19 protein-coding genes are annotated in these 19,336 nt (G+C 40.3%); 16 read left to right on the top strand and 3 right to left on the bottom strand.

Going from position 1 to position 19,336, the window contains the following annotated elements:
* Positions 1 to 127 precede the first annotated feature (127 nt).
* Complete coding sequence (locus tag OO773_RS01565; RefSeq protein WP_006564107.1) at positions 128 to 994, bottom strand: CfrBI family restriction endonuclease; 867 nt, start codon at positions 992 to 994, stop codon at positions 128 to 130.
* Complete coding sequence (locus OO773_RS01560) at positions 981 to 2,156, bottom strand: DNA-methyltransferase (protein WP_006564106.1); 1,176 nt, start codon at positions 2,154 to 2,156, stop codon at positions 981 to 983. The genes OO773_RS01565 and OO773_RS01560 overlap by 14 nt, the downstream gene beginning before the upstream one ends.
* Before the next feature lie 138 nt (positions 2,157 to 2,294).
* On the opposite strand from OO773_RS01560, the gene OO773_RS01555 reads away from it, so the two are divergent.
* The 11 genes from OO773_RS01555 to OO773_RS01505 all read left to right on the top strand — a co-directional run bounded on the left by OO773_RS01555 (position 2,295) and on the right by OO773_RS01505 (position 11,505).
* The gene (locus OO773_RS01555; RefSeq protein ID WP_006564105.1) at positions 2,295 to 3,695 is read left to right on the top strand and encodes a bifunctional ADP-dependent NAD(P)H-hydrate dehydratase/NAD(P)H-hydrate epimerase; all 1,401 of its coding nucleotides are present in this window, start codon (positions 2,295 to 2,297) and stop codon (positions 3,693 to 3,695) included.
* Positions 3,683 to 5,164, top strand: coding sequence for a replicative DNA helicase (gene dnaB, locus OO773_RS01550; protein WP_006564104.1), 1,482 nt, complete (start codon positions 3,683 to 3,685; stop codon positions 5,162 to 5,164). Before OO773_RS01555 ends, dnaB begins: the two co-directional genes overlap by 13 nt.
* Positions 5,164 to 6,405 (top strand): ComEC/Rec2 family competence protein, encoded by a 1,242-nt coding sequence (locus OO773_RS01545; protein WP_006564103.1) that lies wholly within the window; start codon positions 5,164 to 5,166, stop codon positions 6,403 to 6,405. The genes dnaB and OO773_RS01545 overlap by 1 nt, the downstream gene beginning before the upstream one ends.
* A gap of 36 nt (positions 6,406 to 6,441) precedes the next feature.
* A complete protein-coding gene (mqnP, locus tag OO773_RS01540; protein ID WP_006564102.1) occupies positions 6,442 to 7,323 on the top strand; it encodes a menaquinone biosynthesis prenyltransferase MqnP in 882 nt (293 codons plus the stop codon).
* A complete protein-coding gene (locus tag OO773_RS01535; RefSeq protein ID WP_034375667.1) occupies positions 7,307 to 7,825 on the top strand; it encodes a hypothetical protein in 519 nt (172 codons plus the stop codon). The genes mqnP and OO773_RS01535 overlap by 17 nt, the downstream gene beginning before the upstream one ends.
* Positions 7,826 to 7,834: 9 nt before the next feature.
* The gene (locus OO773_RS01530) at positions 7,835 to 8,356 is read left to right on the top strand and encodes a helix-turn-helix domain-containing protein (protein WP_264828627.1); all 522 of its coding nucleotides are present in this window, start codon (positions 7,835 to 7,837) and stop codon (positions 8,354 to 8,356) included.
* A gap of 7 nt (positions 8,357 to 8,363) precedes the next feature.
* Positions 8,364 to 8,726, top strand: a complete 363-nt coding sequence (locus OO773_RS01525; protein ID WP_264828626.1) for a hypothetical protein — start codon at positions 8,364 to 8,366, stop codon at positions 8,724 to 8,726.
* Positions 8,668 to 9,267 (top strand): archaetidylserine decarboxylase, encoded by a 600-nt coding sequence (gene asd / locus OO773_RS01520; protein ID WP_264828625.1) that lies wholly within the window; start codon positions 8,668 to 8,670, stop codon positions 9,265 to 9,267. The genes OO773_RS01525 and asd overlap by 59 nt, the downstream gene beginning before the upstream one ends.
* Complete coding sequence (nadC, locus tag OO773_RS01515) at positions 9,257 to 10,072, top strand: carboxylating nicotinate-nucleotide diphosphorylase (RefSeq protein ID WP_006564099.1); 816 nt, start codon at positions 9,257 to 9,259, stop codon at positions 10,070 to 10,072. Before asd ends, nadC begins: the two co-directional genes overlap by 11 nt.
* A 1-nt stretch (position 10,073) precedes the next feature.
* Positions 10,074 to 10,925: a thiamine-phosphate kinase gene (locus OO773_RS01510; RefSeq protein ID WP_050780155.1), complete on the top strand. Its 852-nt coding sequence runs from the start codon at positions 10,074 to 10,076 to the stop codon at positions 10,923 to 10,925.
* Positions 10,926 to 11,139: 214 nt separating this feature from the next.
* Positions 11,140 to 11,505 carry an SDR family NAD(P)-dependent oxidoreductase gene (locus tag OO773_RS01505; RefSeq protein WP_219330359.1) on the top strand — a complete coding sequence of 122 codons (366 nt, stop codon included), beginning with the start codon at positions 11,140 to 11,142 and terminating at the stop codon, positions 11,503 to 11,505.
* 399 nt (positions 11,506 to 11,904) lie between these two features.
* Here OO773_RS01505 and OO773_RS01500 read toward each other — a convergent pair whose 3' ends face one another.
* Positions 11,905 to 13,023: a DegT/DnrJ/EryC1/StrS family aminotransferase gene (locus tag OO773_RS01500; RefSeq protein ID WP_040499266.1), complete on the bottom strand. Its 1,119-nt coding sequence runs from the start codon at positions 13,021 to 13,023 to the stop codon at positions 11,905 to 11,907.
* Positions 13,024 to 13,071: 48 nt separating this feature from the next.
* Here OO773_RS01500 and OO773_RS01495 point away from each other — a divergent pair, with 48 nt between their 5' ends.
* The 5 genes from OO773_RS01495 (at position 13,072) to glnA (ending at position 19,321) form a co-directional block, all read left to right on the top strand.
* Entirely contained in the window at positions 13,072 to 13,854 is a 783-nt protein-coding gene (locus OO773_RS01495; RefSeq protein WP_040499265.1) for a glycosyltransferase family 25 protein, read from the top strand.
* 1 nt (position 13,855) lies between these two features.
* Positions 13,856 to 14,845 carry an A/G-specific adenine glycosylase gene (locus OO773_RS01490; RefSeq protein ID WP_178137340.1) on the top strand — a complete coding sequence of 330 codons (990 nt, stop codon included), beginning with the start codon at positions 13,856 to 13,858 and terminating at the stop codon, positions 14,843 to 14,845.
* Between the two features lie 172 nt (positions 14,846 to 15,017).
* Positions 15,018 to 15,152, top strand: a complete 135-nt coding sequence (locus OO773_RS01485) for a hypothetical protein (RefSeq protein WP_006564724.1) — start codon at positions 15,018 to 15,020, stop codon at positions 15,150 to 15,152.
* A 627-nt stretch (positions 15,153 to 15,779) separates the two neighbouring features.
* Entirely contained in the window at positions 15,780 to 17,840 is a 2,061-nt protein-coding gene (locus tag OO773_RS01480; protein ID WP_006564723.1) for a carbon starvation CstA family protein, read from the top strand.
* Between the two features lie 41 nt (positions 17,841 to 17,881).
* On the top strand, positions 17,882 to 19,321 hold the full coding sequence (gene glnA / locus OO773_RS01475; RefSeq protein ID WP_006564722.1) for a type I glutamate--ammonia ligase: 1,440 nt from the start codon (positions 17,882 to 17,884) through the stop codon (positions 19,319 to 19,321).
* Positions 19,322 to 19,336: the final 15 nt, after the last annotated feature.

Raw genomic sequence — 19,336 nt, 5'->3', positions numbered from 1 at the left:
ACTTAAGAGGTTGGGGATGCATGTAAGGTGTTTGGTTGAAAAAGTTACATTCCGGTAAGAATGTGATCACTCTGCAGGGGAACTTAAAAATATCTTTTAGCCCGCATACCACCGGCAAATAATAACTCTAGGTTTTATGTGGAATGTGTAATCTTTTTAATATATTTTTAAAATCATCAATACAGTGCTTATTGCCCTTGAGTTCTAAAAATTCTATGTTCCAATCTTTAAGTTGTTTTTTATTTTGATCGCTCAGTGTGTCGGCTACGAAAATATGCGATTCTCTGGCCATCACTGCATCCGCAGACTCTGGGTTGCCCTTACCCATCAATTTAACCTCCACTCTATATTCTTGACTTTTATCTGCATTGTAAAGTTTAAAATCCACTTCTCTATCGTAGGCAAGATTTTTATCTTTACAGAAAGTCTTAGCGCTGTAAAACCCCTCAGAAACACCACATTTTTGACATAATGCCAAGAGTAAGGGCTTTTCTACCTTCTTACCCACACTGCTCCACGCCCCACCCCGCAAAGCAATTTTCTTAGTGGCTAAAGCATTAATCACTACTAACGACTCGTTTAAATCAAGCTCTACACTAATGCTTTTATGGGTTATTTTAAGGTGGATTCCTATATTTTCACTCTCTCCTAATGCATGCAACAAATTTTCAAGATAGTCCATATTATTTTGTGCTACATCTAAGATCACCTCTTTTGTTCCACACCCATAAATATTGCGGATGGTCTTTTCATTAATCCCGGCATAAATGGCTGCTTCTTTGGGCGTTATATCTGGATTAGAAATAAAATGTTTTTTATACCAAGCTAAATAGAGCGCCTCATCTTGCATTTTAGCCTCTAAAATTTGCTTAAAGAAAAATAAGGCAAAGTCTAAAAACTCCACATTGATCGCATTTATAATCTCATCTCTATAATCCTCTCCTCTTAAAAGCTTGTTTATAATCTGCTCCACCATCACCTCATCTAAGTTCAAAAAATCCCTCCCTTTTTAATCTCTTAACAAACTCCTCATTCTGTTCACATAAAAGCGCAATACGCTTCATTCTTTGAGCCACCCTTGCTAGCGTACCGCTCCCTGCAAAGGGATCGCACACAACATCTCCTTCAAAGGAATAATATCTAAGCACCCTTGCTACCAGCTCTTCAGGAAACACGGCTGGGTGATCTTTATCAGATTTGGGGGTAATGAACCAACAATTAGTGCTATCTACTGCACCATCATTTTTTAAGCGCTTGTTATAGCGCTTCATATTTCTATCTAACAAAAAAGGCGTATTCTTGCGATAAACTAATAGGCTCTCAGTGATACAGTTTGGCTTATAACTGAGCGGTCTTTTTGTCTGTAAATAGCCTGCAATGCGATTAGGCACGCAGACTTCAGGCTTGATCCAGATAATCTCATCAATAAAATAAAACCCGCTTTGTACCAAAATAGAGTGGAAATCAAAATGTATAGGATAGCGGATACTCTCAAATTCACGCCCCGCCCTCTTAACAATTACTGGGGAAACATTGATAATGATAAACCTCCCCTCTTCTAAGATTCTATAAGCTTGCGCTAAGCTCTCTTGCATTTGCTTTAAATACTCTTTGTAGTTCTTATACGAGCTATAGGTTCTGGCATTATAATAAGGCGGGGAGGTAAAAACTAGCTGGATCTGCCCTTGTCTTATTTTGTTTAGGGTAAGACGATTATCTCCAACTAGTAGAGTCGGTCTTTTGATTTGTGGGCTTTGTTTCTTGAGGCTGTGTTTATTTTGTCTAAATTCATGGTAGGCAACCATCTTATGCATCACTTCGTTATCATAATGCTTTAATATTTTATCTCTTAAAGCTATAAACCGGCTATCCTGTTTTGCTTTATAAAGGCAAGTGCGCAACATCTGGCAGCAAATATCAACACACCACCCTTTAAGTGCCTCTTGGTTTAAAAACGCAAAAATAGCATCATTATCTTTTTGCCGACCAATAGAAGAGACTATCTCTCTTTTAATCCCAATCTCCACACCGTCCTTTTTAAACAACTCCATTAACAAGTACAAATTTGTATCTGATTTTTCTGCTCCTAATTTCTTGATAAACTCAATAGTGAGTGGTTCAAAAAGTGATTTGGATTTTTTTGTTGGATTATTCATCTGCTTGCGCTCTTTTCTAAAAGACTTCTGATTAAAATTTTAATCCATGTGATCTAATTTGATCGTTAAAAGATAATTTAGCTTTGACATAAAGCCTTTAAAAACTATTGGATATAATGAGCCCTTTAAGGGGTTAGCATGCAAGCTATTTATAAAGACGGTCAAGAGCTAGACAAGCGCGCCTGTATGCTCTATCAATTAGAGCCAGAATTGCTTATGGAAAATGCGGCTATGGCCTTAAAGCAGGTTGTTACAAAGCAAGCTAAAAGGGGGGAGAAGATCTTAATTGTTTGTGGGAGTGGAGACAATGGAGGCGATGGCTATGCTTTGGCTAGGCATTTACAGGGTACTCATTATTGCGTACAAGTCTTTAGCGCTAAAGAACCTAAAAGTGCCTTGTGTCGTGTCCAATACCAGCGCGCTTTGTGTACTCAAGTAGAAATGATAAGCAATTTAAATCCCTGTGCTGTGCTGGTAGATTGTTTATTTGGATCAGGATTACAAGGGGAGTTAGATCAGCAAATGCAGGATTTAATTAAACAGATGAATGCATTAGGGCAATGGCGCGTGGCCTGTGATATACCTAGCGGCATTGATCAAAATGGTTTTATTAGTTCTGTGGCATTTAATGCCCATGTAAGTGTGTGCATGGGGGCTTTAAAGGTAAGTTTATTTAGCGACATGGCCAAAGATTTTACCGGAGAGATTATTGTAGCGGATTTAGGAATAGGGCGCTCTTTGTATGAAACAGAGACTCCCTTTAACTTATTAGAGAGTTGCGATCTGTGTCTACCTAAGCGCACAAAACAAAATGTACATAAGGGATATTTTGGCCATGCATGCGTGTATGTAGGTAAACAGAGTGGGGCGGGGCTCATTAGTGCTAAGAGTGCTTTAGCCTTTGGGGCTGGAATGGTGAGTATTTTAGGGGCAGCTAGTCTAAGCCAAAGCAAACCAATAGAGCTCATGTATGCTAAAGAAATCCCTACTCAAGCTAATGCCTTTGCTATTGGCATGGGTATGGGAGTAAAGCCCACCTTTATAGAACAAATGCTAGAGCAGGGGGCATGTGTGCTAGATGCGGATTTGTTTTACGAACCTCTGTTAAAAGAGTGGCTCAAAAAGCCCTATTCTCTTGTTCTCACACCCCACCCTAAAGAATTTTTAGCACTTTTAAAAACTCTAGGTTTTAAGCTAGATTTACCCACCTTACTACGCTCTAAATTGGAATTAGCCCATGAATTTAGCCAAACTTTCCCGCATGTGGTTTTACTCTTAAAAGGGGCTAATACACTCATTGCTTATAATGGGCGCATTTTTATTAATCCGCTAGGCAATAGCGCTTTGGCTAAGGGAGGGAGTGGAGATGTACTAGCTGGATTAGTGGTGGCACTCTTAGCACAAGGCTACACTCTTTTAGATGCAGCTATCCATGCTAGCCTAGCCCATGCTCTCGCTGCTGCTACTTACAAAGAAAGTTATGCCCTCACCCCAGAAAAACTTATTTCTAATTTAGAGATGCTTGCATGCAAGATGTAACCTCCCTTGATTCTGATTTAATCTCTATGGAGCGCGTGGTACTCTCTGCTCTTTTAGAAAGCCAGCAGTATGAAGAATTTGCCAGAGAGCTTAAACCTTCAGACTTTTACTACGAAGCGCACCAAAATCTTTTTGAGTTGTGTAATGAACTGTATGAGGAAAAACGCCCCGTAGATGCCCACTTTCTTAACAAGAAAGTAGAAATAAAGGGCGATGAAAAAACCACAGAGGCTTTAACCGCCATAATGGGTACAACTCCTTTAGCCAATTTAAGCGCCTATATCCATGCCATTAAAGAAGCTGCTTGCCGTAGAAACCTTTTACATTTGGCTAGACAAATCCATACAGAGTGCGATCAGGCAAAATCTAGCCAAGCCATTATGGATAGCATTGAGCGCGATCTTTATGCTCTCTCTTTACAAACAACACAGGGAGGGTTTAAAGATGTTAAAAGCGTACTCAAACAAACCCTTAATCTTATTAAAGAAGCTAAGTTAAAGGGCAATCAAAGAGTTACGGGGGTGGATACTGGCTTTAATAAATTAAATGATTATACAGGGGGCTTTCAACCCGGCGATTTGATCGTAATAGGGGCGCGTCCTAGTATGGGTAAAACTAGTCTAGTGCTTAACATAGCAAAAACCACCCTTAATCATAATCAGGGAGTGGCTATTTTTAGCATGGAAATGGGAGCAGAGCAACTCATGATGCGTCTGCTTTCTAATCTCACCTCGCTACATTTGCACAATCTTAAAATTGGCAATCTAAGCGATGAGGATTGGGAAAATCTTAGTAGAAGCGCCCAAAACATCTACCACAAATTTTTATTCATTGATGATACCAGTATTTTAACAATCCAACATGTGCGCTCTAAATTGCGCCAACTTAAAAGAAAATGCCCCGAAATCACCCTTGCTATTATTGATTATTTACAATTAATGGCTAGCGATCAAAGTTTAAACAGGCATGAACAAATCGCTACAATCAGCAGAGGTCTTAAAACCCTTGCTAGAGAATTACAAACCCCTATTATCGCTTTAGCCCAGCTTAATCGCTCTTTAGAAAGCCGTGAGGATAGGCGGCCTATTCTCTCTGATTTAAAAGATAGCGGCGCAATTGAACAAGATGCCGATCAAGTCTTGTTTCTTTACCGCGATGCAGTCTATAAACAACGCGATCACAACGATCGTTTGGCCAAGTTGCGCAAAGAAGGAAAGAATGAGGAGGCTAAAAAGTTAGAACAACAATTCAATGCCGAGAAAAAAGCCAACTATGAGAGCACTAAGGGCATTGAGCAAGCAGAGCTTATTCTAGCTAAAAACCGCAATGGGGATATTGGTACGGTTAAAATACTCTTTAATAAAGCCTATACGCGTTTTGAAGACCCAATAGAAAGCCAAGATGGAGAGTATAAACCCACCACCTTTTACCAAGAACCCCAGCAGACCCCCGTCCCTGATGTTTTTTAATGCCTCCTGTTACCCTTTTCCAAACCCCTAAAGAGTGGATTTATGCTCTAGGCCTTTTATTAGGTCTATTTGCTATTTCTTTAAGTTTAAAATACCAACAATACAGCCGCTTTTTAGACAAAAAACCTTTAAGCTTGCATGCCCAAGTACTCCTGCAATATAACAAGGGCGCTACACAAGTACTAAAGCTACAGGATAGCCATTACAATGTGTTTTACACCACCAGCAAAGAGGATATTAAAGACCTGAGTTTACAATTTGTACGCGCTTTTGGTAAAATGGCGCCTTGTTCGTTTTGGCAATTTTTAAAATCCTGTTATTTTTACACTTTCTCCCTCTCTTTAGAACAAGGAAGCGATCCTAAAAACCCTTTAAGAAAAGCCATTGACACCCAACATAATAGCCCTTTAATGGGCAATTTTTACCGCACCTTATTTCTAGCTGATTTGCTAGATCAAAGCTTAAGGCAAGTGGTGGTGGGTTTGGGTTTGAGTCATCTAATTGCTATTAGTGGCTTTCATCTAGGGATTTTAAGCGCTTTCTTTTTTCTCATTCTTAAATACCCCTACACCTTTTTACAACAACGCTATTTTCCTTACCGCAACCGTGCCTATGATTTAATGGGAGTGGTTTTGTGTTTGCTTTTAGGCTACTTGTTTTTGCTGCATTTTCAGCCTTCTTTCTTACGCGCCTTTGTGATGGCATTACTTGGGTTTTTTCTACTTTATAATGGTTTAGAGCTGTTAAGTTTTTCATTACTAGCGCTAGTGGTTTTACTATCCTTAATTCTTTTTCCTTCACTAGTGCGCAATATTGGGTTTATTCTATCTGTAGGGGGCGTGTTTTATATTTTCCTTTTTATCAAACACATGCCAAAACTCCACCCTCTTATTTATGCCTTTTTATTAAATACCACCCTTTTTTTACACATGCTCCCCCTTGTGCATGCTTTTTTTGCCCCCTTTAACCCCTACCAGCTCAGCGGCATTCTTCTCTCTTTTATTTTTGTCCTCTTTTTCCCCTTAAGCTTAATCTTGCACCTTTTTAATAGTGGCGATCTCTTTGATCCTTATTTACTCCAGACTTTAAAATGGCATATCCCTACAATTAACTACCACACACCTATATGGCTTTTATCTCTTTATGGGTTTTTTTCTCTTTTAGCGATTCGATTTGTCTATGCTTACTACGCTCTTTATGTGATCAGCTTAGCCCTATTCTTCTACCTTTTAATTTCTTGATTTTATGTTAAAATAGGGGCTTTAAAGAGGTTTTAAATGTTAAAAAAACTTAAGCTCTTAGGCGATCTTGTTGCCATTGAGCACACGGTTTTTTCGGGTATGTTTATTTTAATTGCCATAGTCGTCTCCAGTACGCAGGCTCGTTTAAGTCTGTGGTTTGGTTTAAAAGCATTGCTTTTATGCGCTCTGGCATTACTCTTTGCCCGTAATTTTGCTATGGGTTTTAACCGCCTTGTGGATCGTAAGTTTGATATAAAGAACACCCGTACCTATAACCGCCCCAGTGTTGATGGGCGCATTGGTATTTGGACTTTAAGAGGGTTTTGTTTGGCTAATGCCCTTCTCTTTGTATGGGTGAGTTTTCTGATCAATGCCCTTGCCTTTAAGCTTTCCTTTGTTTTTTTACTCATTTTAGGGGGCTATTCTTACATGAAGCGTTTTAGTTATCTAGCCCATCTTGTTTTAGGGATTTGTTTAGGTTTAGCGCCCTTAGCTGGAGTGATTGCTATTTTAGGTTATATCCCTTTATGGAGTTTGTTATTAGCTTTGGGGGTGGTGTTTTGGGTAACTGGCTTTGATTTACTCTATTCTTTACAAGATATAGAATTTGATCGCAAAGAGGGGCTTTATTCCGTGCCTGCTATCTTTGGAGAACAAATTACCCTTAAACTTTCGCGCCTAGCCCATGCTTTAGCGGTGTTATGCTGGATAGGTTTTGTAAGTAGCGCACAGCTAGGTTTAGCAGCGGCTTTGGGTGTGGGGGTGTGTTTGTGCATCTTAATTTATGAACAATGGCTAGTTTATCGTGATTTTAAAAATATCCCTAAGGCTTTTTTTGTCAGCAATGGGTACTTGGGTTTAGTGTTTTTAGGTTTTATTGTATTAGATCGCGGAGTGTGGCTTGCTAAGCACTTATAAGCAATTGTGCCAAGAACATGGATATTTTACCCGTTTAGTAAGCGTGTCTTTGCCAGTAGAATACGCCCCCTATATGCCCCTGCATGATCAAGAATTTTTACAATTAGGACAAGCTAGCCAAGCCCTGCATGTGCCTTGGGAGGTGTTTTATGGCAAAGAACGAGAAGATGTGATTTTAAAAGCATTATCTGAAATTTATAAAAAATTAGATCGTTTAGAGCAATATATCCATGAGAGAGACATGGAGTACATTGCTTTAGAAGATCGCATCAATGTTAGCGTACTAGGGCATGGGGTTTTAGGGGTGAGTCAGCAGGTTTTTATTGTAGATACACTTTATTACATGCGCTTAAAATTCCCCCACATGCCCTATAAACGCATCGCCTTAATGGCTAGGGCTTTTGATCCTAAAATGTTAAGTGTTGAACGCATGCATGCTGGTGATGTACGCGATTGGGATAGTTATATTGTCCAAGTTGAATTAGAAAGTTTAAAAAAGTAAGGGTTTGTGATGGATCTGAGTTTTAATGAATTATTGTGGATTGTAGGGGGAGGGGTGGTACTTATTTTTGTGTGTCTACTCACCTATAGCCACTTGAAAGATAAAGAATTTACTAGCAAGACTAAGCAATTAGAAAAAGCCCTAGATGCCATTAACCAAGAAATCTATAAAATCCGCAAATGGATTCAAGAAAATGAAATGCAAACAGAATTTAACGCCTCTAGTATTAGCGCTAATGTTAAAGACGAATTAAACACCAATTTAAACACTAGCCTTACAAATCTTTATAACCATCTCCAAGAAATCCAAGATACCATGCACAAGGATAGGGATTATTTAGAGGAAAAACTCATCGTATTAGAGAATAAATTTAAAGAAATGGGGCATTTCACACTGGGTAGCGATGATATTGATGAAAAAAAGGTGATTCAATTATTCCAAGAGGGGCATAGCATTGATTCGATTGCAAAAGAACTACGCATTAGCAAAGGACAAATTGAATTTGTACTTAAACTAGCGGATTTACAATAATGGCCAGGTGGTATTTATTTTTGTGTGTCTACTCACCTATAGCCACTTGAAAGATAAAGAATTTACTAGCAAGACTAAGCAATTAGAAAAAGCCCTAGATGCCATTAACCAAGAAATCTATAAAATCCGCAAATGGATTCAAGAAAATGAAATGCAAACAGAATTTAACGGCTTTACAAACCCCTCGTTTTATAAAGACGAATTAAACACCAATTTAAACACTAGCCTTACAAATCTTTATAACCATCTCCAAGAAATCCAAGATACCATGCACAAGGATAGAAGGCATTTAGAGGAAAAACTCATCGTATTTGGGTCAAAATTTAAAGAAATGGGGCATTTCACACAGGGTATTCTATCTCTCACCTAAAAATTACCACCGCTTCCATGCCCCCTGTGATCTACAAATTTCAGAAGTGCGCCACTTTTGCGGGGAACTGTTAAGCGTCAATCCTGCTGCGCTTAACCAGTACCGCTACCGTAATGCATTTATCCGCAATGAGCGGGTAGTGGTGGTGGCAACAGATGTGCGGGGGCAGTTGTTGTATTTTGTGGCTATAGGGGCTTTAAATGTGGGGCAGATTGTGCTTAATTTTGATCCTAGTATCCACACCAACGCCCGCGTGCACAAGAATCCTAAAATTTATACCTACAACCCCCCCATTAGCATTAGCAAAGGAACAGAACTAGGGCGTTTTGAAATGGGTTCTAGTGTGGTACTCTTTGTACAAAATAGTGCCACCTTTGACTCGCTTCAGGGTCAAGAAATCTCTTTTGCAACTCCCATTGCTGAGTTGTTGGGTCAAAAAGAGGTTTTAACAAATTATCTTTATTTTAATTTCTATCTCTCACCTAAAAATTACCACCGCTTCCATGAATCATGGAGTGCTGATGCAAGAAATGTACATTGAGTTTTTAAGGGAGTGTTTGGCTGAGGATTTAGGCGCTGGAGATTTATTTGCTCGCCTTGTAGAGCCTAAACTTGTACAAACCCATGTTTTAGCTAAAGATACGGGGGTTTTTTCAGGCCAAGTTTATGTAGAAGCACTTTTAGAGTGGTTGAAAATAAAGCATACATGGAAAATTAAAGATGGCCAAAGTTTTGAGCCCAAACAAGTTTTATTAGAATTGCAGGGTGATTGGCGCTTGATTTTACAAATTGAACGGGTGTTACTTAATATTTTACAGCACAGTAGCGGAATAGCCACAAAGACAGCACAATTTGTGCGTTTAATTGCAGGGTTGCCCATTAGTCTTTTAGATACCCGCAAAACCCGCCCCCTTTTGCGCGTCTTTGAAAAGTATTCGGTGCGCAATGGCGGGGCTAAAAACCACCGCTTAGGTTTAGATGATGCGCTTATGCTTAAAGACACCCATTTAATCCATATTCCGGATTTAAAAGCCTTTATCAAACATGCCCGCCAAAAAATCCCATGGACTTCTAAAATTGAAATTGAATGCGATAGTGTGGCAATGGCTAAGGAGATCATGGCCATAGGAGCGGATATTATTATGTGTGATAATATGGGTGTGGAGGAGATTAAAGAGGTGGTGGCTTATCGCAACCAAAATTATCCTTTAGTGCTTTTAGAGGCTAGTGGAAATATCACAGAGGAAAGTGTGCGCGCCTATGCCTCTAGCGGAGTTGATGCCATTAGTAGCGGGGCATTGATTCACCAAGCGGTGTGGGTGGATATGAGTTTAAAGTTAGTTTAGTGTGGATTTAGAACGCATCTTTTTACAGATTTTAGAGCAAAGCGGGATAACCTTTGGGTTAGGAGATGATGGGGTGGTTTTGCCTTGCTTTAAAAACCCTATTTATATGCTTGATCTTTTTACTGAGGGGGTGCACTTTAAAAGAGAATGGTTTACTTTAGAACAAATAGGCTATAAAGCCCTAGCGGTTAATATTTCAGATGCGATCGCGCTTTGTGCTGTGCCCAAATACGCCCTTTTAGGGTTACAACTCCCAGAGAATTTTAGCCCGCTAGAAATAAAAGAGCTAGTGCTAGGTTTACAAAAGGCCTGCCAAGAGTTTAAAATCCAGATTGTAGGCGGGGATACTATTGTTTCAAAAAGTTTGAGTTTAGCCATTACGCTTTTAGCGAGTAGTGCAAAGCCTCTTTTACGGCAAAAAATGCGGCTTGGAGATTTGTTAGTGCACACCGGCAGACTTGGAGAGAGTGATAAAGCTTTGCAGACCTTGCTTAGAGGCGGGAGGGTTGCAGGCCACTCTAAGTTTTATAAACCAGTGCTCAAAAATCTAGCCCCTTTTATGCAAACAATACGCCCCCTTCTACACGCTGGGTTAGATATTTCTGATGGCCTTTTGGCTGAGTGTAACCGCTTATCACAGCTTAATCAATTACATTGTAAGCTGATAAATCCCCACCAACGCGCCTTTTTAAGTGGCGAGGAGTACGAAATGCTTTTGTGTTTACCAGCGCGAAACAAACATGCTTTAATCCAGCGAGCCAAAAAGCATCGCATTAAGCTTAGCTTTATAGGGCGTGTGATACGGGGAAAATCACACTACAAAGCTAAGATTTGGCATAAAGCAACAAAGTAGCTTCGATCTAACCAACCCCTAGCACTGAATTTTATAAAGACTTTAACACGCAATTAGAAAAACCAGACTTTTTGCTTTTTGCTACTAAAGAGTGTTTATCCAAGTACACAGAACTACAAAGAGATTTAAGACGGGCGAGTAATGAACATTTAATAAATTGTTAACCAAAATTAGGTACTAATCTGCTAGCACGAATAAATTTCAGGAGGTTTAGATGCAAAAAGTACTCTTAATCACCGGTGCCTCCTCGGGTATGGGTAAGGTTGCAGCCCAAGATTTAATCCAAGCCGGGTATATTGTTTATTGTGTAGCGCGCAGTGTAGATAAAATGCAAGATTTAGAGCAATTAGGCGGGCATGTTCTTAAAATGGATGTGAGAAATGAATCAGATATTGAGTCTGTTGTTGCGCAGGTGATCAAAGAACAGGGCCGTATTGATGTGCTTTGGAACAATGCAGGTTATGGTCTTTATGGTCCGGTAGAGGAGTTGTCTATGGAGAAAATCCAACAACAATTTGAGGTTAATTTTTATGGTGTGATTCGTTTAAAACTCTCCGGCAGAAATCCCACTCGTCTTTAGCGGGTGGGATGAATGCCACTAATTTGTGGTATAATGTCCCCATACATTCGTATCTACGGCAGGAAGTGTCGGAAGTTACGCCTTTGGAGATATGATGTGTGAGACCTGTAGGGAATGCGTTGGAGCTCAAACTCTGTAAAATCCCTACTATAGGGACACAGAGTGAGAACCAAACTCTCCCTACGGGCAACATCAGCCTAGGAAGCCCAAATGTCTTTAGCATTTGGGCACTTCACCAATAGCCCCAAAAACACCCGCCACAATCCCGATTAAAAAAGTTTTTAGCGTTAAATTATCCACTTAAAAAATTTTGAAAATAAGCATGGCTAAAAAAGGCTTAAGGGGAGTATAAAAAGTCCTTATAAACCGCCTAAGTACTTCTAAATATTTCTACAATATTCAGATAGGTTTAAAAGCGTTGATCGCCTTAGCGATAAAAAGCGTATCTTCTATGCTTTGAGTGGGGCTAATAGGCAAACTTAAAACTTCTTGAGAATAGCGCGTAGTGCGGGGTAGTGATAAATTAGCATACTCTTTAAAGGCGCGTTGTAAGTGTATGGGAATGGGGTAGTGGATACGCGTCTCTATAGAATAGCTAGCTAAATGTTTTTGCATTTGTGAGCGCAGACCTTGAGAGATACGAATCACAAAGAGATGGAATACATGTTCTTCTATGTCGTACACACTTGGCAAACACACATAGGGGTTATTAATGGTATCTAAATAAATTTGGGCTAAGGCGCGCCGTTTAGCATTATGGGTATCTAAATGGGGTAATTTAACATGTAAAAAACTAGCCTGAATACTATCTAGTCTAGAGTTATAGCCTAAATATAATGAGTCCTTTTTATCTGGTGAGCCATTGTTGCTTAATACACGGATTGTTTCTATTAGCTGGCTATTAGAACTTAGCACACAACCCCCATCTCCAAGTGCCCCTAAATTTTTGCTTGGATAAAAACTAAAAGCGCCTGCATGCCCTAAACTACCCGCTCTTTGTTGTGCATACAACGCCCCTGTTGCTTGGGCACAATCCTCTAGCACGAGCCACCCATGTTTATTAGCAATTGCCTTAATAGCCTGCATATTAGCCACTTGACCGTATAAATGCACTACCAAAATCGCTTTAGTTTGAGGTGTGGCACTGGCTTCTAATGCGTAGGGGTCTAGGAGATAGTCTTTGCCTATATCAACAAATTGTGGCACTAAGGCATTATGTAGCAGTGCTTGGGCTGTGGCTATGAAAGTAAAAGAGGGCAATAGCACCCCACTTCCTTGTGGCAAAAGCCCTAAAATCTGGTAGGCTCTTAGCATTAAAGTCAGCGCGTCTAATCCGCTATTTACACCTATGGCATGCGGGCTTTGGCAGTACTGGCTAAAGGCTTGTAAAAATTGTGAGTGCGCAGGACCCCCGATAAAATGAGCATTTTTTAAATGTGCTTGCAGCTGGAGTTTAAAAGCTTCTTGATAGGGTGCATTTATGGCTACTAAGTCTAAAAACGGATATTTATAGGGCATGTATAACCTTAAGAGAAAAGTATTATAATACACCATTTTGGAGTTGCCATGCGTATTTTTCTAATCCACCTTTCCTCAAAAACCTGCCAAGAAAACCAACTTTTTGAGCGCGATATTAGCGATTTAAAAAAGAGTTTAAGCACTTCTTCTAAACATAGTGTAGAAGTTTTTGATGCCATTTATTCTAAAACTAAAACGGGGTTACATCCTTTAGTTAAAGCCCATTTACACCCTTATTTTACCCACCCAAGTTGTGAGGTTACTCATAATCTTAAGGATACTTTGAGTGCCTACTTCTATGGACTAAAATACAAAGGCAAGTATATGAGTTTAGGAGAATTAGGGTGTTATGCCAGCCACTTTTGCCTGTGGTATAGGTGTTTAGAATACAATGAACCTATTGTAATACTAGAAGATGATATAGAACTAGAGCCATGCTTTTGGCAATCTTTAGATTTTTTAGAAGAACATATCTACACACTAGGCTATGTACGGCTAATGCATCTAGATCTATTTGAACTTGTCAAAAAACCCACGCGTTTTACGGCTGTATTCCAAATTGTAGGTCCAGTAGCTGGAAATGGCACTCAAGGCTATTGTTTAACCCCACAAGTTGCTATGGCTTTTATCAAGGCTAGTGCCAAGTGGGTGATACCGGTGGATAACCTAATGGATTGTACCTATTTGCATGGAATATCTAACCTAGTATTAGAACCCTTTGCCATTGCTGAAAAACCCAATAACTCCAATATAGAACGCTTTGAACAAAAATTCTCTATTGGCATGCACCTAGTTAGACGGATTAATCATTTGTATGTCAAGTACACCTGAACTGAAAGTTTTACAAGAAGCTTTATTAGTCTGGTATCAAGCACATGGGCGTAAAAGTATGCTGATTAGAAACCTTACAGGCCCCAATGCCCCTTATGAAATTTATGTTTCTGAGATCATGTCCCAGCAAACCCAAATTGAGGTTGTGTTAGACAAATTTTATCTCCCCTTTTTGCAGGCCTTCCCCACTCTAATAGATTTAGCAAACGCCCCTTTAGACCGGGTTTTACTTTTATGGAAAGGTCTAGGTTATTATGCCCGTGCTAAAAATTTACATAAAAGCGCGCAGATTTGTTGCCAAAAATATGGCGGTTGTTTGCCTTCTAATTATACAGACCTATTAGCCCTGCCCGGTATTGGAGCATACAGCGCAAGCGCGATTTTATGTTTTGGATTTAGGCAAAATGTGGGCGTGCTAGATACCAATGTCTCGCGTGTGCTTTTGCGCTTATTTGGACTAGATTTAAAAAGTAAGAATCTTAAAACCCTCTTGCAAGACAAGGCTAGAACCTTTGTTAATCCAACTAATTCTTTTGATCATAACCAAGCTCTCATTGATTTAGGTTCGCTTATCTGCACCCCTAAACCTAGTTGCCACATTTGCCCCTTAAGTTTTAGTTGCTGTGGTAAAGAAAATATAGAGCGTTTTAGTGTGGTGAAAAAACCCCCCAGTATTCCCATTACAAAACACTACGGGGTATGTGTAGAAACAAAGAATTTATACCTCACCTACACACAAAAGGGTTTATATGCCCACCTCTACCAATTTCCTCTCTTAAAAGAGCAGGATTTAATACCCCTACCTCTCTTAGGGAGTGTACGGCATAGCTATACCAAGTACCGCGTGCAAGTTTGGCTTTATCAAGCCACTTTAGAGGATTTACAACCAGAAAACCTAGTAATTGTAGCTTTAGCTAGTCTCAAGCAACTACCCATGAGTTCTTTAGGCGCTAAGATTGTGGTATTACTAGAAAAGAGGGGGATTTTGTAGGCAGAGATTACAAAGTTAAAAGCTAATATTAGTTTCATGCAATCTATAGTTTAGATCAGAGAAAAAGGGTACATGTCGTTACACGATCAATCCATTGTTAGACGCGGGTTTTTATGGACTTTTAACATTAGGGGTTTATAATACACCTTTAATTCAAAATTAAAGGGTATAAATGCGCTTGTTACTGGCGATTGGAATTGTAGTGGCGTTACTGACGGCCTGTGCAGAGAGTAAAAAGCAAATTTTAGAGGACGAGAAGGATTATACCCCCTCTGAAAAGACCATTTGGCAACCTGAGCAAAAATAGTTTTAAGGTAGTGTTTTGGGGGGTCTTTTCACTCCTAGAGGTTTTTAGGGGTGGGTTGAGTATTTTTAAAACCCGTATAACTTTTAATATTGGGATCAAATACGACACAGGGTAGCACTCTAAAATCCTCAAAGTCTATGTCTAGGTCTTTAAATTTAGCCCGTAGATTTCTGCTCTCATTTTGAGAGATTTGGGCATGCTTGTAGCTGCCAATTAAAATTATTTAAGGGTTTGGAGGTCTTAGCTCTATGTGCTCATTCAAGCTAAAGACCCCCTGTCCTAAAAGAATTTTAGCTATACTTCTTTTAACATTAGGGGTTTATAATACACCTTTAATTCAAAATTAAAGGGTATAAATGCGCTTGTTACTGGCGATTGGAATTGTAGTGGCGTTACTGACGGCCTGCGTCTCTGGCTTTATTTAGTTTAAATTTATGTGGGTTTTGTCCCTATTTCTTGGTTATGTTAAACCAGCCATGCTAGAATGGCAAAATATTCGGATCATTATAAAGAAGTCAAATTTGTGGTTTTTAATCTTTCTTTCCTTTTCTTAAACACAAAGACCACCCTCCCTAAAATATTTGCTAACAAAGAGCACAATAGGATTTTATTTTTAAGATAAGGCAAATGATGCAAGCGGTGATCTCTTTACTCTGGGGGCTTTTGGCTTTAGTGGGGGCTGTGTGTTTGGGGGTTTTGGCTTTGCATAAGGGCGAGAGCATCAACGCGCTCTGGCTAGTGTGCGCGGCGGTGTGTATTTACACTTTAGGTTATCGCTTTTATAGCCATTTTATAGCACTCAAGGTTTTAGAGCTTAATGACAAGCGCGCCACCCCCGCCCATGTGCTTTATGACGGACAAAATTTTATCCCCACACATAAGGCTGTAACTTTCGGGCATCACTTTGCTGCTATTGCTGGAGCTGGGCCTTTAGTAGGACCCATTCTAGCCGCACAGATGGGTTATTTGCCCTCTGTACTTTGGATTTTAATAGGCAGCGTGCTAGGAGGTTGTGTTCATGATTTTGTCGTGCTTTTTGTCTCTATGCGGCGCAGTGGGCACTCTTTAGGCGAGATGATTAAAGAGGAGATGGGTCCTTTTGTGGGTTCTTTAGCGATGTTAGCTACCTTAGCCATCATGGTTATTATCATCGCTATTTTAGCTATGGTCGTGGTTAAGGCCCTAGCCCACTCACCTTGGGGGCTTTTTACCATTTCTTGTACAATCCCCATTGCTATTCTTATGGGCCTCTACACCCGTTTTTTTAGACCCAAAGTATTAGAAAGCTCAGCTTTAGGTTTGATTCTTTTGTTTTTAGCGATTTATTATGGCAAGGTTGTAGCCAGCAATGCACTATTAGCCTCCTATTTCACCCTCAAGGCAAGTACGCTTGCATGGGGCATTATGGGCTATGGCTTTATCGCCTCTATCTTACCCGTGTGGTTTTTACTCGCTCCAAGAGATTATCTAAGCACCTTTTTAAAAATCGGGGTGGTGCTTGCTTTGGCTTTAGGTTTAATTTGTATCGCCCCGCCCCTGCACATTCCCAAACTCACCTCTTTTATCAATGGCAATGGCCCCGTCTTTGCCGGTGCGCTCTTTCCCTTTCTTTTCATCACCATTGCCTGCGGGACAATTAGCGGCTTTCATGCCCTCATTGCCTCCGGCACCACCCCTAAAATCATTGATAAAGAAAGCCATGCCCGCTTAGTAGGTTATGGATCAATGTTAATGGAATCTGTGGTGGCCTTAATGGCTCTTTTAATGGCCGCTATTTTACACCCCGGACTTTATTTTGCTATCAATGCTCCCGAAAAAAGCATAGGCAATAATCTAGCCCAAGCGGCTAAGGTGATTAGTTCTTGGGGTTTTTCTATCACACCTGAGGAAATTAAAACCCTCACCCAAAACATAGGCGAACAGAGCATTTTAAGCCGTACAGGAGGCGCGCCTACCTTTGCTATCGGGTTAAGTTTATTACTCTATCAGCTTTTAGGTCACCCTTCCATTATGGCCTTTGGCTATCATTTTGCTATCCTCTTTGAAGCTCTTTTTATTTTAACTGCCGTAGATGCGGGCACTCGTAGCGCGCGCTTTATGATCCAAGACATGCTAGGCCATCTTTATAAACCTCTTGGCAATCATAAGTCTTATAGTGCGGGCCTTTTAGCTACTTTTCTAGCCGTCGCATTCTGGGGGTATTTTTTATATCAAGGCATTTTAGACCCTAAAGGCGGAATCTACACCCTTTGGCCTCTTTTTGGGGTGAGTAACCAGATGTTAGCGGGCATGGCCTTAATCTTGTGCACCACCATTTTATTTAAGATGCAACGCTTTAAATACGCCCTAACTACAGCATTACCCGCCTTTTTTATCCTCTCTATTACCTTTTATAGCGGGGTGTTAAAGATTTGGCCAAGAGGAGAAGACGCTGTGCTTAATCAAGTCTCCCATGTGGCTACAATCCAAGCTTTAAAAGAAAAACTCACCCACACCACAGATTTAAAGCAAATAAGCCAGCTTAAGCAGGCCATTTTTAACCATAGCATAGATGCCATTCTTTGCCTTTTCTTCATGTGTGTGGCGTTTTGTGTACTCTGTGTGGGTTTGTACATTTGCTATAACGCCTATTTTGGCAAAATAATGCCCCCGCTTGCAGAGTCTGTTTTTGTACCCTCTAAAAATTAGCTATGCCATGTTAAAATGAGGAAAAATACTTAAGGAATACAATGGATAGACATAATAGCGATGCTGATGTGGCGCAGTTTTTGCAATTTTGCAAAGAAAAAGAAGTGGAATTTGTAGATTTTAGGTTTACTGATGTGAAGGGTACTTGGAATCACCTGGGTTATTCTGTTGGCGGGGTGGATAAGGATTTATTACAAAAAGGAATCCCCTTTGATGCAAGCTCCATTCCAGCATGGCAAAGCATCGATCGCTCAGACATGATTTTAAAACCCGATTTGATCCGCTACTTTTTAGATCCTTTCAGTGCAGACATTACGGCAGTGGTTTTTTGTGATGTGTGGGATGTGTATAAAGAACAAGATTATGAAAAATGCCCAAGAAGCATTGCTAAACGGGCTTTAAAACACCTACAAGATTTAGGCATAGCCGATACCGCCTACTTTGGCGCAGAAAATGAGTTTTTCATCTTTGATTCTATTAAGATTAAAAATAGCGCTAACTGCCAGTATTATGAAATTGATACAGAAGAGGGCGAGTGGAATCGCGATCGCAGTTTTGAGGGGGGGGTGAATTTTGGCCACAGAACAGGGCATAAAGGCGGGTATTTGCCCACCCCTCCAACAGATACGCTTGTAGATATCCGCGCTGAGATTGTTAAAGTTTTAAACCAAGTGGGGCTTGAAACTTATGTGGTACACCACGAAGTGGCGCAGGCACAGTGTGAGATCGGGGTGCGCTTTGGTAATTTAGTAGAGGCCGCAGACAATGTACAAAAACTTAAATATGTGGTTAAAATGGTGGCCCATCTTAATGGTAAAACCGCTACTTTTATGCCAAAACCCTTGCATGGAGATAATGGAAGTGGCATGCACACCCATGTGAGTTTATGGAAAGGGGGGCAAAATCTCTTTAGCGGAGATGTGTATAAAAACTTAAGCCAAATGGCTCTACACTTTTTAGGCGGGGTACTTAGGCATGCCAGAGGGCTAGCAGCCTTTACTAATGCCTCTAGCAACTCGTATAAACGACTCATTCCGGGTTTTGAAGCCCCCTCTATTTTGACTTATTCAGCACAAAATCGTAGCGCAAGTGTGCGCATTCCTTATGGGGCACAGGGCAAGGCCGCGCGTTTTGAGTTGCGTTTTCCAGATAACTCATCTAACCCCTATTTGGCTTTTGCAGCTATTTTAATGGCAGGTTTAGAAGGGATTGCACAGAAGAGCGATCCGGGAAAACCTATGGATATAAATTTATTCAAACTCACTTTAGATGAGATTCGAGAGAAGGGGATCAAACAATTACCCCACACCCTTAGAAGTGCGCTTGAGGAAATGCTAGCTAATAAAGAATATCTTAAAAAGGGCGAGGTTTTTAGTGAGGAATTTATCCAAACCTACCAGAGTTTTAAATTCAGATCTGAGGTCTTCCCTTGGGAGAGCCGCCCACATCCTTTTGAATTTAAAACAACCTATTCTTGCTAATGCGCAAAAGAGGCG

Source organism: Helicobacter suis HS1 (assembly GCF_026000295.1).
GTDB classification, from domain to species: Bacteria; Campylobacterota; Campylobacteria; order Campylobacterales; family Helicobacteraceae; genus Helicobacter; species Helicobacter suis.
This window is presented reverse-complemented; position numbering and strand designations above follow the sequence as displayed.

Bases quoted from the DNA above. Each gene is read 5' to 3' on its own strand.
- OO773_RS01545 (WP_006564103.1), top strand. From the start codon at position 5,164: ATGCCTCCTGTTACCCTTTTCCAAACCCCTAAAGAGTGGATTTATGCT.
- OO773_RS01500 (WP_040499266.1), bottom strand. From the start codon at position 13,023: ATGCCCTATAAATATCCGTTTTTAGACTTAGTAGCCATAAATGCACCC.
- OO773_RS01505 (WP_219330359.1), top strand. From the start codon at position 11,140: ATGCAAAAAGTACTCTTAATCACCGGTGCCTCCTCGGGTATGGGTAAG.
- dnaB (WP_006564104.1), top strand. From the start codon at position 3,683: ATGCAAGATGTAACCTCCCTTGATTCTGATTTAATCTCTATGGAGCGC.
- mqnP (WP_006564102.1), top strand. From the start codon at position 6,442: ATGTTAAAAAAACTTAAGCTCTTAGGCGATCTTGTTGCCATTGAGCAC.
- OO773_RS01495 (WP_040499265.1), top strand. From the start codon at position 13,072: ATGCGTATTTTTCTAATCCACCTTTCCTCAAAAACCTGCCAAGAAAAC.
- nadC (WP_006564099.1), top strand. From the start codon at position 9,257: ATGTACATTGAGTTTTTAAGGGAGTGTTTGGCTGAGGATTTAGGCGCT.
- glnA (WP_006564722.1), top strand. From the start codon at position 17,882: ATGGATAGACATAATAGCGATGCTGATGTGGCGCAGTTTTTGCAATTT.
- OO773_RS01485 (WP_006564724.1), top strand. From the start codon at position 15,018: ATGCGCTTGTTACTGGCGATTGGAATTGTAGTGGCGTTACTGACGGCC.
- OO773_RS01555 (WP_006564105.1), top strand. From the start codon at position 2,295: ATGCAAGCTATTTATAAAGACGGTCAAGAGCTAGACAAGCGCGCCTGT.
- OO773_RS01530 (WP_264828627.1), top strand. From the start codon at position 7,835: ATGGATCTGAGTTTTAATGAATTATTGTGGATTGTAGGGGGAGGGGTG.
- OO773_RS01480 (WP_006564723.1), top strand. From the start codon at position 15,780: ATGATGCAAGCGGTGATCTCTTTACTCTGGGGGCTTTTGGCTTTAGTG.
- OO773_RS01560 (WP_006564106.1), bottom strand. From the start codon at position 2,156: ATGAATAATCCAACAAAAAAATCCAAATCACTTTTTGAACCACTCACT.